Annotated in this window: 15 protein-coding genes; 8 read left to right on the top strand and 7 right to left on the bottom strand. The window is 50.5% G+C overall.

All coding sequences use genetic code 11. The features are described from left to right. Positions 1 to 11 precede the first annotated feature (11 nt). The 5 genes from AAC086_RS00670 to AAC086_RS00650 all read left to right on the top strand — a co-directional run bounded on the left by AAC086_RS00670 (position 12) and on the right by AAC086_RS00650 (position 5645). On the top strand, positions 12 to 782 hold the full coding sequence (locus AAC086_RS00670) for a sulfite exporter TauE/SafE family protein (RefSeq protein WP_339774142.1): 771 nt from the start codon (positions 12 to 14) through the stop codon (positions 780 to 782). A gap of 605 nt (positions 783 to 1387) precedes the next feature. Then, on the top strand, positions 1388 to 2470 hold the full coding sequence (locus AAC086_RS00665; protein WP_339774140.1) for a methyl-accepting chemotaxis protein: 1083 nt from the start codon (positions 1388 to 1390) through the stop codon (positions 2468 to 2470). Between the two features lie 209 nt (positions 2471 to 2679). Further along, on the top strand, positions 2680 to 3822 hold the full coding sequence (locus AAC086_RS00660) for a hypothetical protein (RefSeq protein WP_339774138.1): 1143 nt from the start codon (positions 2680 to 2682) through the stop codon (positions 3820 to 3822). Between the two features lie 172 nt (positions 3823 to 3994). Then, positions 3995 to 4807: a hypothetical protein gene (locus AAC086_RS00655; protein ID WP_339774137.1), complete on the top strand. Its 813-nt coding sequence runs from the start codon at positions 3995 to 3997 to the stop codon at positions 4805 to 4807. Between the two features lie 76 nt (positions 4808 to 4883). Continuing rightward, positions 4884 to 5645 (top strand): IclR family transcriptional regulator C-terminal domain-containing protein, encoded by a 762-nt coding sequence (locus AAC086_RS00650; RefSeq protein WP_339774135.1) that lies wholly within the window; start codon positions 4884 to 4886, stop codon positions 5643 to 5645. A 114-nt stretch (positions 5646 to 5759) separates the two neighbouring features. On the opposite strand, the gene msrA is transcribed toward AAC086_RS00650, so the two are convergent. Continuing rightward, complete coding sequence (msrA, locus tag AAC086_RS00645; protein WP_339774133.1) at positions 5760 to 6404, bottom strand: peptide-methionine (S)-S-oxide reductase MsrA; 645 nt, start codon at positions 6402 to 6404, stop codon at positions 5760 to 5762. Between the two features lie 125 nt (positions 6405 to 6529). Here msrA and AAC086_RS00640 point away from each other — a divergent pair, with 125 nt between their 5' ends. After that, on the top strand, positions 6530 to 6919 hold the full coding sequence (locus AAC086_RS00640; protein ID WP_339774131.1) for a hypothetical protein: 390 nt from the start codon (positions 6530 to 6532) through the stop codon (positions 6917 to 6919). A gap of 118 nt (positions 6920 to 7037) precedes the next feature. On the opposite strand, the gene AAC086_RS00635 is transcribed toward AAC086_RS00640, so the two are convergent. The 4 genes from AAC086_RS00635 to thrS all read right to left on the bottom strand — a co-directional run bounded on the left by AAC086_RS00635 (position 7038) and on the right by thrS (position 12001). Then, on the bottom strand, positions 7038 to 8465 hold the full coding sequence (locus AAC086_RS00635) for an SPOR domain-containing protein (protein ID WP_339774129.1): 1428 nt from the start codon (positions 8463 to 8465) through the stop codon (positions 7038 to 7040). A gap of 112 nt (positions 8466 to 8577) precedes the next feature. Continuing rightward, entirely contained in the window at positions 8578 to 8961 is a 384-nt protein-coding gene (locus AAC086_RS00630; RefSeq protein WP_339774128.1) for a hypothetical protein, read from the bottom strand. Between the two features lie 419 nt (positions 8962 to 9380). After that, entirely contained in the window at positions 9381 to 9845 is a 465-nt protein-coding gene (locus tag AAC086_RS00625; protein WP_339774126.1) for a tetratricopeptide repeat protein, read from the bottom strand. A 224-nt stretch (positions 9846 to 10069) separates the two neighbouring features. Next, the gene (gene thrS / locus AAC086_RS00620; RefSeq protein ID WP_339774124.1) at positions 10070 to 12001 is read right to left on the bottom strand and encodes a threonine--tRNA ligase; all 1932 of its coding nucleotides are present in this window, start codon (positions 11999 to 12001) and stop codon (positions 10070 to 10072) included. A gap of 221 nt (positions 12002 to 12222) precedes the next feature. Between thrS and AAC086_RS00615 the strand changes: the two genes are divergently transcribed. Further along, a complete protein-coding gene (locus AAC086_RS00615; protein ID WP_339774651.1) occupies positions 12223 to 13551 on the top strand; it encodes an MFS transporter in 1329 nt (442 codons plus the stop codon). 77 nt (positions 13552 to 13628) lie between these two features. On the opposite strand, the gene AAC086_RS00610 is transcribed toward AAC086_RS00615, so the two are convergent. Next, positions 13629 to 14909, bottom strand: coding sequence for a methyl-accepting chemotaxis protein (locus AAC086_RS00610; RefSeq protein ID WP_339774122.1), 1281 nt, complete (start codon positions 14907 to 14909; stop codon positions 13629 to 13631). A gap of 274 nt (positions 14910 to 15183) precedes the next feature. Next, complete coding sequence (locus AAC086_RS00605) at positions 15184 to 15858, bottom strand: DUF599 domain-containing protein (protein WP_339774120.1); 675 nt, start codon at positions 15856 to 15858, stop codon at positions 15184 to 15186. 208 nt (positions 15859 to 16066) lie between these two features. Between AAC086_RS00605 and AAC086_RS00600 the strand changes: the two genes are divergently transcribed. After that, complete coding sequence (locus tag AAC086_RS00600; protein ID WP_339774118.1) at positions 16067 to 16555, top strand: hypothetical protein; 489 nt, start codon at positions 16067 to 16069, stop codon at positions 16553 to 16555. The last annotated feature ends 43 nt before the right edge of the window (positions 16556 to 16598 follow it).

Raw genomic sequence — 16598 nt, 5'->3', positions numbered from 1 at the left:
ACGGATATTGTATGGAAATTATTAGCGACCCGTTTTTTTATCTTGTTTCAATTCCTGCGGTTCTGATTGCGGGCGTTTCCAAAAGCGGGTTTGGAGGCGGACTGGGCATTATTTCAGTTCCGTTGATCGCCTTGGCGGTGTCACCGCAGGCGGCAGCGGCGATCATGTTGCCAATATTATGCCTGATGGATCTGGCCAATGTGTGGGCGTATCGCAAGAACTGGGATCGTCGCAACATGATGATCCTTGTGCCGGCTGCGCTGGTGGGCATTTTGGTCGGATCGTTGTCTTTTAACTATCTCAGTGAGGCGGCTGTAAAAATGCTGATCGCGGTGATTGCGATCGGCTTTACAATGGATCGCTGGTTTCGGCGTAAATCGGCGGTCAATCAGCCTAGGTCGGCAAAATGGCTGCCAGGCACGTTCTGGGGAACGATTTCGGGTTTTACCAGTTTTGTTGCCCATTCCGGCGGGCCGCCCATATCGGTTTTCCTGTTGCCTCAGCGACTTGATAAAACAGTTTTTGTCGGCACAACTGTGATGTTTTTCATCGTTGTCAATTACGTAAAGCTCATTCCGTACTGGTTGCTTGGCCAATTTAACGGATCAAATCTTGAGACAGCTGCGGTGCTTGCACCGGTTGCGATTGCCGGAACGTGGATCGGTCTTTGGGCCCATGACAAGATCAACGAGCAACTGTTCTATCGCGTCTGTTATGTGCTGTTGCTTTTGACGGGCATCAAGCTGTTATGGGATGGACTGGTTCATTACGGCATTTTTTAATGCCAATCCGGGTTTTCTTTTCGGGTCAGGAAGGATTTTCTTTCTGGCCTTTTTTGTGCGAGCGATGCACAGCGGTATATGTGTGAATTATTTGCATAAATGCTTTGTTTTTAACTGGCGCCAGAAGAATACCTTTTTAGTTGGCGGTCGGGACAACAGACCATTCTGGATATTGAAGATTTTTGCGTATTTGTGGTGGTTGTATAGGGGTTTTTGGTGGTTAATGCTAAAAATAAGGAATTTTTGATAGAATGAACTAATTTCTGCGGAGAAAATGCCAGTTCGACTCTGTTAACTACATTTTTTAACTGTTTAATTCATGGGAAATAATCACTGAAGACGCAGATGTATACTAATACATTTGTATATATATTAGATAAGCTTAAAGGGTTAATTTGATATATTGGTATTACGTATTTTCGGCAAGTGACTTGTGACGTTTTGGAAAAGGTTTTTGACGTATTTGATCTAAATAGATAAGTCATTGAATTTCAATGATATAATCCCATATTGCCAAATGATATGACAAAAATATTGCGTGTGCGAACGGAGTGGTCGGCTCAGCATTCTCTTACTTGGTAACTTCAAAAAAAATGGGGGATAACATGCCTGAGAGAATTTTGAATGCGGCCACAAAAATGTCAGAACTGACAACAGCCAAGGTCAATGAAATACAGAATGTCACCAAAGCAGCCAAAATACTTGCATTGAATGCATTGATCGAAGCATCGCGTGCCGGCGAGGCAGGGCGGGGTTTTGCCGTCGTGGCGAATGAAGTCAACATTATTTCGCAACAGGTCACATCAATTGCCAAGGAATTGCAAAATCTGTTTGCAACAGAAGCGCGCGACTTGCGTGGCACAGCGCAAATGGTGCGCGGGGCCCGTCTTTCGGATTTAGCACTTTATGTCATTGAACTGATTGACCGTAATCTTTACGAGCGTTCGTGCGATGTGCGCTGGTGGGCAACAGATAGTGCTGTTGTTGACGGATGTGCTGATCCTGATGATGTGAAAGCAAGCACCTGGGCGTCCAAGCGACTGGGGGTCATTCTGGATTCCTATACGGTGTATCTTGATTTGTGGGTCGCCGACAAAAATGGCCGCGTTATCGCCAATGGGCGGCCCGATAAATACCGGGTGAAGGGCCTGGATGTTAGCAATGAACCCTGGTTCCGTCAGGCAATGGCGACCAATAATGGTGGCGAATATTCGGTTGCCGATATTGAACGAAACCAGCACCTGGGGGGTAAGGCTGTTGCGACATATGCAACCGCCGTTCGTGCCGACGGGGAAGCTGACGGAGAAATTATTGGCGCGATGGGAATTTTCTTTGACTGGGAAGTCCAGGCAGACTCAGTGGTAAATTCAATCAGCTTTGCCGAAGAAGAAGCCCCGAGGACCCGGGTGATGATTGTTGACTGCAATTATAATGTTATTGCGGCGTCTGATGGCATGTCGAACCGCAATGAACGTTTTATGTTGCAGGTCGGTGAAAATGGCAAAGATTCCTATCTGCTTGAGGATGGCAGCATTGTTGCCTTTGCTTTGACGCCTGGTTATGAAACCTATGAGGGCCTTGGCTGGCGGGGTGTTATTGTGCAAAAACCGCGTAATGACTTGCGAACGGCCCGCAGGCATATAGCGTTAACCAGCACGACAACGCGCCAGCTTGAAACCGTCCGCTGAGAACTGATTTTAGCGACAGCATTATTTGTATCTCAGGCAGGGGGTGGTACCTGCCTGTTTTCATTTTGAGGATCCGCTTTGCCGCAAGATCTGCTGTCAGGGTGTGTCAGGAGGGCGGCGGGAACTTGATGGTGATTTGCCCCAAAGCGTATTAAAGGAAATGTGCTTTAAGACCTTTACAGAATGAATTGCACGGGTAAGGAGCCTGCATGGGGACGTTGCTAAAAGATCTGTTTTCGCCGGCGCTTGTCGTGCGTATGGCCGATAATATTGTTTTGCATGACCACCGGTTTGACCGCGACGGTTTTGTCAATGCGGCCAGCCATGACATGGACAGGCTGGAACTTAAACAGCGCAGCAATCAGGTTCTTGATGCGTTATTGACTTATCTGCCAAACGATTTTAGCGAAGCCGCTGCCATTATTACCCAGAGCCTGGCACCTGCGCAGGATGGTTCAATTAACGATATCACCGATCCGCAGGAGCAGGCATCCGGTCCTGGTATTCGGGGTTGGGCCATTATGCCAATGGCTGATTTTATCGCCAGGAAAGGACAGGATAATGTCGAGTTATCAATGGATAGTCTTTATCATTTAACGCAGCGCTTTACAGCAGAGTTTGCCATTCGGCCGTTTTTGATCAACCATACTGAACAGACGTTGGCGATTTTGGCGGGCTGGGTTAATGACCCCAGCGTGCATGTGCGACGTTTGATTTCAGAGGGGACAAGGCCGCGATTGCCGTGGGGGATAAGGCTGCCTGTGTTTGTTCAGGACCCGTCGCCAGTCATTGATCTTTTAACAACATTGCGCGATGACCGTGCTGAATATGTGCGTCGATCTGTTGCCAATAGTCTGAATGATATTTCAAAAGATCATCCTGATCGTGTTGCCGGTATCGCACAGGAATGGCTTCAGAATGGGCCCGAAACGCGCCAGCGTATCATTCGCCATGCCTGCCGCAGCCTGATCAAGCAGGGGCATGTCCCAACCCTGAGCGCACTGGGCTTTGGCTCGGTGGAGGTTGTCGCGTCAGACCTGGTGGTGGAAAATGCGGTTGTACAATTGGGCGGTTCTGTTGGTTTTTCGCTGTATATCAAAAATAGCGACCCTTCGGCCCGCGACTTGATGGTTGATTATGCGATCCATCATCGCAAGGCCAATGGCAGCCAATCGGCCAAAGTGTTTAAATGGAAAAAGCTGCGGTTAAAAAAGGACGAGCAAATTTTGTTGAGCCGACAGCACCCCCTAAAGGCCATTACGACACGGAAATACTATGCTGGAATCCAGCGGATAGAAATTATCATTAATGGTCGTTCTGTTGCGCAAGGTGAGTTTGAATTGCAGATTTGACCTGTCTATGACTGTGCCGTCTTGCAATGGAAGCGGGGGTAAAGCGTGCGGCTTGTGCTGCATTTTGTGTTGTTTGGAAGGCAGGATAAAAACTGCTGGCGCAACATCGGTAAAATTGCGACAATTCGACAACGTTTTGTTTTTCTGGCCCGGTTTTATCTGACAGGTAGTCATGTCGCTGTTTTTTGCCAAACTTGCCGTTTCGATCCTTGTTGTTTTAGGCCTGTCGATGTTGGCAGAACGGGCAGGGCCGCGTGTCGCCGGGGTTTTATCGGGTTATCCGTTGGGAACCGCCATTTTGCTGTTTTTCATCGCCGTTGAACAAGGTGTGCATTTTGCCGGAGAAAGTGCCGTTTATGCCTTGTCGGGCCTGATTGCGACCCTGGCATTTTTATATGCTTATTATTTGGTGTCGCGGCTGTTGCTGCGTTGGTCGGTACTGGTGCAGGTGCTCGCGTCTTCCATGGCTTCGTTTGCGGCCTTTGTGTTTGTGTCGTGGCTGGGGCAAATGGTGAGTTTCACCTTGCTAACAGCAACGGTGTCGCTGTTTATTGCCATGATCGCGGCGATTTTTCTGTTTCGGGCGATCGAAAATGTCAGCATTTTACAGCGGGTTAAAATCACACATAAAATTGTTGCCGTTCGGGCCGCAACGGCGGCCTTTATTGTCGTCGCAATAAGTGGCGCTGCGGCGATTATTGGTCCGCGCTGGTCAGGTCTGTTCGCGGGTTTTCCGGTCACACTTTATCCCATGATCCTGATTTTGCATTGGTCCTATGGTGTCGCACCGGTGCATACGGTGATCCGTAATTTTCCCCGCGGTATGGGGGCTTTGCTGATTTATATTGTCTCTGTCAGTCTCACTTATCCGCGTTTTGGGATCGGGGCCGGAACGCTTCTCGCTTTTGGGGCGGCGACAATCTATCTTGTCTTTTATTCCAGCGTCGTTTGGTGGCGCAGCCGGAGAATTGTGCAAAGCGGGTAATGATGTTGCCGCTCTTGCCGCCGTGCTATCGCTACCAGATCAAAGAACGCATGTCGGTTTGGGAGGAACATCTGAAATGCAGCAGGTTCAATCGCTGGTGCGCGCCCTTAGCATTCTAAATACACTTGCCGACAGTGATGATGGCATGACTCTGACCGAGATTTCACACAGCGTGAAATTGCCACCCTCGACAGTGCATCGTTTGCTTACCACCATGCAGCACGAAAGATACGTGACCTTTGATGGGGAACGGACGTTATGGTCGATTGGTGTCCAGGCGTTTAGTGTTGGCAATGCTTTTACCAAAAATCGTAACTTAAACCAGATCGCGCGCCCGTATATGCGCGCGCTTATGGAAGAAAGTGGCGAGACGGTTAATCTGGCTGTGGCGGACGGGGGGGAAGTGATATTTCTGTCGCAGGTGGAATGCCGAAAAATGATGCGGGCCCTGGTGACGCCAGGACGGCGGGCCTTGATGCATTGTTCCGGTGTTGGCAAGGCGCTGCTGGCCTTTTTACCGGCCACAGATGTTGATGTGGTTATTGAACAGCATGGTCTGCCGCAAATGACCGAGCGCACCAGAACGACCGCGCAAAGCCTTAAATCAGATTTGGAAATAGCACGGCGGCAGGGCTGGGTTTTAGACGATGAAGAACATGCCGTCGGCCTGCGATGTGTTGCCGGTGTTGTGCGCGATGAAACCGGCGTGCCGATTGCGGCATTGTCATTATCCGGCCCGGCAGCCCGCATTCCCCAGGACCGTATCGCGGTGTTCGGGGGCATGATACGTCGGGTATGTGCCGATTTAAGCCGCGAATACGGTGGTAAACCGGTTTAACCAGTCAGTTCCTGATCTGTCAGGTCAAACAAACGGCTCGCCCATAAAGGACGGGCCGTTTGCTGTTTTCGTACTGTAGCGGGTTAATATTTTTGTGGTCTGTGGAAGGCCGGATCAGGTGCCGGGGCAGGTGACACCGGTTCCCGCCAGGCCGCAATAGCCATCGGGATTTTTGTATAAATACTGCTGATGGAAATCTTCGGCGTAATAGAAAGTCGGGGTGATTTCGATTTCGGTTGTAATCGCCCCCATACCCGCACCGTTCAGGGCCGCCAGATAGTCGTCGCGTGATTGCAGGGCAAGTGTTTGCTGAGTATCTGTCATGGTATAAATGACGGACCGATACTGGGTGCCAATGTCGTTGCCCTGACGCATGCCCTGGGTCGGATTATGGTTTTCCCAGAACAGTTTAAGCAAGTCCTGATATGTTATGACATCAGGATCATAAACCACCAGAACAACTTCAGCATGGCCGGTCATGCCAGAGCAGACTTCGCGGTAAGTCGGGTTTTCGGTATAGCCCCCGGCATAGCCAACCGCAGTGCTATATACACCTTCCTGTTGCCAGAAAAGCCGTTCAGCGCCCCAAAAACACCCCATCCCCAATAGGGCGGTTCGCAGATGCTGGGGAAATGGCGGTTTTAAGGGATTGCCATTTACCGCATGTGCGTCGGGAACGGCGATGGCTTCGGCGCGGCCGGGAAGGGCGTCGGTCTGGGTTGGGATCCGCGATTTTTCGGGCGGAACAGTATTAAACATGATCAACCTGCCTGAATGTTGAATGAAGTTACCCGCAATGTAGCCGGGTTTTGAATTGGTGCAATCATCGATCCATCAAATTGTCTTGATAATTTCGTTTTAATCGGTCCTCGCGAAAGGACATAATGCCGCAACATTCTGTTTATGCTGCGGTCGCGGGTTTGGTAACGCCTGCGTCGCAGTCAATCCTGAAAGTCGTTGCAATGCGGTTCTTACGATCGTTCTGGCTGGTGGGTGGCGGGATGCTGCTGTTATTGACAGGTGTGGCATTTTTGCCATTGCCGCCGCCGTTTTTTGGCATGGTGCTTATTGCCATCGCAATCCCAATGTTGGGGAGTGGCTCAAAACGGGCGCGTCGGCTGATTCAGGGGGGCCGGTGGAAACTGGCACAACGGAGCCGCTTTTTAGAAAAAGCACTTTATCAGGCACCGGGCTGGATTGCGGTTTATTTGCGCAAAACCGATCCCGGTCCCATTCAACGTCGCTTGCGGCAAAAAGCATCGCTTTCGGGCTGACCGCATCATTGATCTGTTCGCAATGATCCGGTCAAGGCGCGAGGTCCTGGAACTGGTGAAAAAAACACGCCCGAACAGGTCATGTTCGGGCGTGTTGAGCAATATTCACATTGTTCAATCACGGTTCAATATGGCGAACAATGCAATCCATTTTTTCTTTTTTGAAGCCCTCACAGACTTTAATCGCAACTGATTTTTCAGCGAAATGTCCGGTCAGCAATCGGAAATAAAGCCCTTTGTCCTTGACCGCTAACGTCCGGATTTCGTGGTCAATTCCATCTAAAAGGCCATTTGAGTTTTTCTGAATTTTAAGCCAGCTTGCCTCGGCTATTTCGCGACTGCGATAAGCAGCAAGTTGCAGGGCATAATAGGCGCGACCCGTTGTCCCCAAGGCAGGGGCCGGGGAAGCCTTGGGTAAGGGCGGACCTTGCCGTTCCGATTTCCCTATTATACTTTTCCGCGCCTGTTGATGCGACGGTTCGGTGGGCGGGACTTCCTTTTGCGTATCTATTGGCGCATCGGCAAGATTTGACGATGCCGTTTCCGCCAATTTTGTTTCATCGGCCCCCGGCACCATATCATCGGCGACCGGGGCGGGCGCTATCTCGGTTGCATGCGGTGCCGCAGGCATGGATTGCAGATTGCCATCTTCGGTCGGGTTGCTGTTGGGTTGCAAGCCTGAATTACCCACGCTGGCGGTCCCAACACCGCCGGTCAGTTCTAAAATATCCGAATCAGCATGCATACCGTCGGGTTTTCGGGTTGTGACATCGCTAATGCGCACGACATTATCGCTATCTAAGGTGACCGGTTCCTTGGGCGGGGTCACGCGGGCCAGGGCTTCGGTATTGGGGCTGACTTGAATGGCAAAGGCCGGTGCCTGTGGCCGATTATCTTCTGGCATAACGTCAACAGGCCCAGCCGTTAGATAAAAGTCAGTATTGCGTTCGACTTTGGGCGGGTTAGGCAATGACGGGCCGGGGGCGACCTTTGCCAGCTCAACTTTGTCATTGATTTCGGCCGACTGTGCCAAATTCGGGTTGGAATTGTCCATTGCCGCCAGCCGGTGTTGCGCAAGGCGCGAAATCGTGCTCGACAGACTGACACCATTGCCGCATGGCATGGTAAACGTGCTGCCGGGGTTGGCGGCTGTCAGCCACAGATACAATTTGCGGGCTTCAGTTTGGTAACCGCCCAGTTCCAGTGCGATGGCCTGGCCCAAATCGTTTTCCGGGCTTTGGCTGATGGTGATGTTTTTTGGAGTTGGCTGTAATGCGCTTTTCTGGCTGGGTGACAAATAAATGCCGCGGGCAGGTTTGGCATCAATAAACAGCGAACAGGCGGCCATTTGTTGGGGCTGGCTGAAATCGGCAAAAGGTATTGGCTGATCCACCATGTCGGCCATAACATTTGGCCGTTCCTTTTGCGTTCCCTGATTGCCTGACACGCACCCTGCCAAAACAGCGGCGGCAGGCAATGTTGCCAAAAACACGCGCAGTGCCGGGCGAAAAGTGCCGTTCCCGAGTGAAAAGCTGGATTTCGCCATTGTTCCCCACATTTACCGATTGTTTGTTCAAAGCCTTTTCTGCCGCATATCATGTCTTAGACCGGGGGCGTGTCAAGGCGCAGTTACGCTGTTTGGTGCAGAAAATTGCTTGTCAGCGAATAAGTTGAAAAATGATACCGCCCAATAAAATCAAAACAGTAAAGGCTAATGCAATGTTGATGACGGACTTGGTCGCGCGCGAAACAACCTCAGGCGGGATAACCTTGGGGCCAGATCTGGAATTTGGAACGGTATTTTGGGCACTGGCAAGATTGTTGCGGTTTAAAATTTTGACAACCTGCTTCTTCTCGCGGTGCGTGGCATCGTCATATTTGTTTTCAATCACACGGACTTCAATATTGTTGTTGTTGTTAAGCGCTTCTTTGGCCAATGCCATCGCTGCTGTATATTCTGTTGCTGTTCCCAGCTCCATTTGGGCCCCGGTAGTGCGGGTGACCATGATCGTATAGGTTTTGCGCAGCATGTTGTCTGACATTAACACTCACAAAATTGAATGGGTTAAATTGCTAACATACCCTAATCTATAGGGGACATGTACTTATACATAAGGATTTTTTACGCAGCGCAATATATTATTCTGTCGGCAGCGTGATTTTATCAAGCTGATACGGGGTATGTTTTCACAACCACACGCGAAGTGTTCCCCTGCCTGGACACGCGCAAAGCTTTTTTTATATTGTTCATCTTTTCCTGGAAACAAGATAGATCAAGCCGAAAATGAACGTTGTATGACTGTGTTGCGATCTGGCAGCCGAAAGTGAGGTTTTGATTGCGCTTCACCCTGCGCGATCCTGCTTCAAGGTTGGCTCATAACGCGCAAAACCCTTCCCGGCATATTACCGGGAAGGGTTTTTGATCGAACAATACGCAATGAACAGGTGCGATAAGTTCTGTTTATTTGCCAGCAAGGGCTTTATTGAGGTCTTCATATTGTTCGCAGTCGGTACCACAAACATTTTTCAGTCGCGCCAGGTTTTCCTTTGCCATATCGATACGGCCAGTTTGAATGTAAAGCTCACCCTGATACTCCAGCGCACCGGGATGGTCCGGGTTAATTTTCAGGGCTTTGTCATAATTCACCTCGGCCGATTTCAGATCACCGGATTTACGCTGGCTATAAGCCAGATAATTTAGCACATCGGCATTTTCCGGATCGGCTTTTTGCATTTTTTCCAAGCTGACGATGGCATCGGAATAATTCCCGGCATCAATCAGTTTGACGACGGCGGGCAGGTCGCTTGGCGTGTCGTCGCTTGAACTGCTGAAAAATCCAGCCGCAAAGCCAGCAGAACTGTATAGGCAGATCGCGCCTGCGATCGCTGTTATTCTCGCAAATTTAACAATCAGCTTGTTATTCATATGAAGCTCGTGTTTTTAAAGGGGGAAACCTGAAGGATGGGTACACAATGAGGGAACTATTGCATAGCGATCCTCATTATACCCATACGATTGCAAGCCGTTTGTCACAGCTTGTACACCCGATATAACTTATGCGTGAGGATACAGTGCGGCAGGCCCAAAAGAAAGGCCCGCCTTAAACTGGCGGGCCTGGTAACCGATTGAGTGGTCAAAGTGCGAGCGGATTAAAAGTCGGCTTCAATGACACGATCCTGAATTTCGCGGACCATATTTTCGGCCAGTTCGTCAATCGCAATCGTTTTCTGGTGCTTGAAACCAATACGACGAACGGATGCCGTTTTTTCTTCGGCTTCGCGTTTGCCAAGGGCCAAAATCAGCGGGATCTTGGCGTGGCTATGTTCGCGAACCTTATAGCTGATTTTTTCATTACGAAGATCAAGTTCAACAGTCAAACCTTTGGCTGATAATGCTTTTTTGACTTCCTGTGCATAGCCATCAGCCTCGTTGGTGATGGTGCAAATGACCGCATGAACCGGCGACAGCCACAGGGGTAGGCGACCGGCATAGTTTTCAATCAGGATGCCGATAAAGCGTTCGAGCGAACCCAGAATTGCCCGGTGCAACATGACAGGACGGTATTTTTCTCCGTCTTCGCCCATATAGGACGCATCAAGACGTTCGGGCAAAACAAAGTCGGCCTGCAGCGTGCCACACTGCCAGTCACGGCCAATGGCATCGCGCAGAACAAATTCCAGTTTCGGGCCATAAAATGCCCCTTCACCGGGATTGATCTCCAGCTTCAGGCCCGCCTCTTCCGAGGCTTCACGCAGTGCTGATTCCGCCTTGTCCCAGATCTCGTCAGACCCGGCCCGCACTTCCGGGCGATCCGAGAATTTGACGACGATATCGGTAAAGCCAAAATCTTTGTAAACCGATTTCAGAAGATCGCAGAAAATCTTGGTTTCGGAAACGATCTGGTCTTCGGTGCAGAAAATATGCGCGTCATCCTGAATGAACTGGCGTACCCGCATGATGCCATGCAGCCCGCCCGAAGGTTCGTTGCGGTGACAGCAGCCAAACTCGGCCATGCGCAACGGCAGATCGCGATAGGATTTGCTGCCCATGCGGAAAATCTGCACGTGGCAGGGGCAGTTCATGGGCTTAAGGGCCAGAACCTTTTCGTCGCTGTCGGGCGCGGTCGTGAACATGTTCTCCCGGAACTTTTCCCAGTGACCGGACTTTTCCCATAGAACACGGTCTACCAGCTGCGGCGTGCGTACTTCCTGATACCCGGCATTGTCGAGGCGTTCGCGAATGTAATTTTCAACCTTGCGATACAGTTTCCAGCCTTTGTCATGCCAGAAAACCGACCCTTGGGCTTCCTCTTGCATATGGAACAGGTCCATTTCGCGGCCAAGGCGGCGATGGTCGCGCTTTTCGGCTTCTTCAAGCATGTGCAGATAGGCATCAAGCTGTTCCTGCGTTTCCCAGCAGGTGCCGTAAATGCGCTGCAGCATTTCATTGTCGGAATTCCCGCGCCAATAGGCACCGGCAAGTTTCATCAATTTAAATGCCTTGCCGATTTTGCCCGTTGATGGCGCGTGCGGCCCGCGGCACAGGTCAATGAAATTGCCCTGGCGATAACACGTGATCGTTTCCGTTTCCGGCAGATCGCGAATGATTTCGGCTTTGTAATCTTCGCCTTTATTAAGAAAAAACTTGATCGCGTCGTTCCTGTCCCACACTTCGCGTTCGATCTTTTCGTTACGATCGACAATTTCCTTCATCCGTTTTTCGATCTTAACCAGATCGTCGGGCGTGAAGGGCGTCTTGCGGGCAAAATCGTAATAAAAGCCGTTTTCAATCGACGGCCCGATTGTGACCTGCGTGTCAGGATAAAGTTCCTGCACGGCTTCGGCCATCACATGGGCGCAGTCATGACGGATCAGCGGCAAAACCTCGTTATGCCCCTTGGTTACGATCTCGATGGTTGCATCAGTATCGATCTCGCGGCCAAGGTCGCGGACTTCACCGTTAACGATAATGGCAAAGGACTTCTTTGCCAGGGAACTGCTGATGCTTTTTGCAACATCGAAACCCGAAACAGGACCGTCAAATTCACGTACGGCGCCGTCCGGAAGCGTAAGGGCAATCATGTTCTGCTCAACTCTGCTTATTTGCGGGCGAAATATCAAGGCTCACACCTTATACCCGCTGTTGTAACGGGAAGTCTGCACAAGAAAACGAATTTTGGGATGGGGTCAAGTTCGCACTTTGGAAAAGGCGACTTTCTGGGCAGCAAAAAACGCTGCACCGCCGTCCTGGCGTGCAGACATTTCTGTTCTCATCAATTTTTTGTCGGCGATGCCGTGCATTGATGCTTTCCCGTTTGTTGCTGGTCAAATATAACAGGCAATTGCCAACGGGCAACCCGGAACTGGCCAATATCGCAATAATTTATGCAATAATAATCACCCGGCGCCACCACGCCAATCAGGGAACTGCCACCATGAACACCCCCGAAGTCAGACGCAATGTCATTGTCTTAAGCCTGTGCGTGGCACTTTCTGCCAGCGCAATGTCGCTTCTTTTTACCGTTGCCGCCGTGATTGGTTATTCACTGACGCCCGATAAATCCCTTTCGACACTGCCTGTTTCGGCGACCATGATCGCGATGCTGATCACAACCGCACCATCGGCTTTCATGATGAAAAAATACGGGCGTCGGATCGGGTTTTCAATTGGCTGTCTGATTGGCATGTGTGGTGCTTTTTGCGGGATCGGCGCGGTTTATTGGGGTAATTTCTGGCTGATATGTGCTGCAGGTGCCTTTATTGGCTCGGCCAATGCCATTGCCATGCAATACCGTTTTGCCGCAGCCGAGGCCGCCCCGCCGGAATTTCGCGCCCGTGCGATTTCACTTACCATGCTGGGCGGGGTGTTGGCTGCTTTCATTGGCCCTAATCTTGCCAGCCATGCGCGGAACTGGATTGATACAGTGCCGTTTATGGGGACTTTCGTTGCCTTGTTTGGTTTGCAAGTGTTGCTGATGTTCGCAATTTCTCAATTGCGGCTGCCTGAAACCCACAAAAAAATTCACGCCGAACCAGCGCGGCCTTTGGGCGAAATTTTGCGGGTCCCAGGTGTTGTGGTTGCTATTGTTGCTGCCGCCCTTGGCTATGCTGTTATGAGCTTTGTAATGACGGCAACACCGCTTGCGATTCTTGATTGTAATTATGCCTTTGGCGATGCGGCTTTTATCATTCAATGGCATGTGGTTGGTATGTATGCCCCGGGGTTTGTGACGGGCAATCTTATTCGCCGGTTCGGCACGCTGGCCATTATTCAGGTCGGGGCGATTATCACCCTGGTCTGCCTGGTGATCGGGCTTTCCGGGATTGATTTGCTGACGAATTTCTGGCCCGCTCTTATTTTACTGGGTGTTGGCTGGAATTTTATGTTTGTCGGCGCAACAGCGTTGCTCACGGAAAATTATCGTCCGTCTGAACAGGCGCGCATTCAGGCCATCAACGAATTTGTTGTGTTTGGCACAGTCGCCGTTGCATCCCTTTCGGCGGGTTCGATCTATGCCGGTGCAGGCTGGTCTGTTTTGCTGATGTCCGCTGCACTGCCGGTTGGCCTGGTGATTTTGATTGTCGCGATATACGCCTTGTATAAATTCAGCCTGAAAAGAAAAGCATATTAAAGGAAAAGTGCTTTAGGCGCGCCAAACCCGAAAGCCGCCAATGACAGCGCGGCTTTCAGGCGGAAAATGTAAATTTATCAGGCGCGGATGGAGTGCAAGAATTCGGCGACCTGATCGCGCAACTTGTTGCCGTTTTTCGCCAGATCCGATGTTTCTTGTTGAACCCGGTTGGCAGCACGACCGGTTTCGTCGGCTGCTTTGGTTACCGACTGCACATTTGCTTGTGCGTCGCTTGTGCTTTGTGCGGCCTGCTGGATATTCGCGGAAATTTCCTGGGTGGCCGCCCCTTGCTGTTCAATGGCCGCAGCAATGGCAGATGAATTTTCATCAACTTCATTGATGGTTTTGGAAATGTTCTGGATGGCGAGAACCGAGCTTTGGGTTTCGTCCTGAATCGCCTTGATCTGATTGGCAATTTCTTCCGTGGCCTTGGCTGTTTGTGTGGCCAGTGTTTTCACTTCCGAGGCAACCACGGCAAACCCTTTGCCGGCATCACCTGCGCGCGCGGCCTCAATTGTGGCATTAAGGGCTAGCAGGTTGGTTTGCCCGGCAATGTCGTTGATCAGTTTGACCACATCGCCAATTTTCTGGGCAGCGATGGCAAGGCCCTGAATTTTGTTGTTGGTTTCCTGGGCTTCCGAAACCGCAGTGCTAATGATCTGCGATGATTGATTGACGCGTTTGCTGATGTCGTAAATCGACGAGGACAGCTCTTCGGTGGCGGAGGCGACCGACTGAACGTTTTGGGTTGTTTCGTGCGATGCCGAGGCAACAACGTCACACAGGCTAGACGTCTGGGTGGCGGTTGATGTTAACGAACGGGCAGCCTGGTCCAGCGTGCCAGCAGAGCTGGTAACGGCTTCAACAAGTTTACCAACTGACGTTTCAAAGCTGGTTGCCAGCTTTTGACGCATTTCTTCGCGTTCGGCTTCGGCGCGTTTGCTGTCATCAATATCGACAAGAGACCCGCATGCCCGGCGCGGTACACCATTGGCGTCTTTGACAGTACCACCGGTTGCCTGGAACCAGCGATATGACCCATTTTTGACTTTCAGTCGGTATAAAACCTCGTAGGGTTTTCCGGTTTCCAGGGCGTTTGTAAATGCGGCAAAGGTTGGCGAAACGTCATCCGGGTGCAGGCGATCTGACCAGGATTGAACAACATTGGGGAATTCTCTTTCATTGTCAAAACCGCACAGTCGGCGAAATTCAGGTGTCCAAGTCCATTTGGACTTTTCATGCATCGCATCACCCTTATGAAGGATCGCATCCCACAGTCCAACACCAGAGTGACGTGACAGAATTTCAAGCCATTCCATTTTTTCTGCTATTTCGGGTGAAGGTTTAAAAAATGCCATGCAACGTACTTCCTGAATTTTTGACAGTTTTAGGCGTGCCGTTTGAACTATTCAAAAGGATTAGATTACTATACTTTTGCGATATATATCCTGTATGAAGGTAGTTCAAGGTGTTTGGGGAAGTTTTTTCTTCGGCAGAACTGGAGATCTACCGTTCTTTTGAACTGATTTTGTTCATGCTCACCAACGAAATTTCTGCGCTTTGTATGGACGTTACAGCGTGTTTTTTGCGAGGGTGAAGGCGTTGTTTCGGGGTAATTTGGGGGAAACGTTATTAACGCCCTTGCATTATCTGCAGTGCATGGGATCGAAATTCGCGATTGTAAAGAACAATGGTAACCCAGGTGGAACCAATTACGAACGCGACAGGATGGTAAAACCATGCCAGGGCGGAGAGGGCGAAAAAGTAGGATCTTATACCCCGATTGAAATTGTGTGCTGACATCATGCTCATGCGTGCTGCCTGGGCTGCAACGTTGGCCCCCTTGCTATGCGAGGGGTCCGGGGCCGCACCAATCAGGATCGAGCAATAGTTCGACAAACGGAAAGCCCACGTAAATTTGAAAAATGCGTAGATGAAAATCAGCATCAAAAAGACGACTTTGCAATTCCATACCACCGCGGATGAAGGGGCGGCATAGGGCAGGGCGGAAACCAGTTCGATGCCTTCTTTGCTATAGCCCAGCAAAGCTCCCAGGCCGACAAGCACCAGAATAGTTGTCGATGAAAAAAAGCTGATTGCTGTAATAAGGTTACCTGCAATGGCGGTATCGATCATGCGCAGGTTTCGCTGTAGCATTTGTTCCATCCAGCGATGCCGGTTTCGTGCCATTAAGGCGGAAATGCTTTTTCTGCGCCGTGCACTGCTGTCGGCGTAAAAGGTATAACCTGCCCACCAGCACAGCGCCCAGATCAGGGCCAGTCCGTCATAGAGTGTTGTTGTCGCCATTTTTATGTATCGTTCCCTGATTTTTGCCGACCAGCATATCATGATTTTTCGACGGCAGGTGCCGGGTTTATTCTCGAACTATTGTGCCGTTGCATTTATCTTGCTGGCAGGCCTTCGCTGCGATGATTTGGTGAAATAATGGGCCGATGGCTTGTTTTATGGCCCGATTAAGAGTATCAGCGGCGCAAATTTAACGGAGTTAAAGCCCATGAGCGACCATGATAACGACCTGGATGACGAAGATCTCGAATTGGCCGAGTTTGAAACCCATACCGAAACTCTGATCGATGAAGGTCGCAGCACGGAAGATGTGTTTGAATTCGTTGGCTATATGAACATCAATGAAGTTGGCACGCATATGGTTGCTGCGGAAATGGTGCTCGACGAAGACGAAATCGACCAGATGAGCAAGACTCTGCGTCAGCTGGACGTTGATTTAAAGCCGTTGGGTGAATTGACCGGTGGCCTTAAAGGCGGCGAAGATGTCAAACGCGCGCTGGCAGCCCTGTTTCTCGAACTCGTTGAGCTGTGCGAACTTGATGATGATGACGAAGATGCCGGTGAGCTCAGCGAAGAAGCATTGTTGTTGCTGAACTTTATCAAGCGGTTTAACCCGCAAATGCGCCGGTTGACCGTTGCGCTGACCGACACAGACGATGATGACGTTTCATGCGAATATGAAGTCGCCAACTGGTAATTAACGTGTCACAGGTGTTGAGCTGTTGCTTGCGCCAGGCCGA

The organism is uncultured Thalassospira sp. (genome assembly GCF_963976115.1).
In the GTDB taxonomy this organism is placed as follows: domain Bacteria; phylum Pseudomonadota; class Alphaproteobacteria; order Rhodospirillales; family Thalassospiraceae; genus Thalassospira.
Note: the sequence above shows the minus strand (reverse complement) of the source record. Positions and strands in the feature narration are given on the sequence as shown.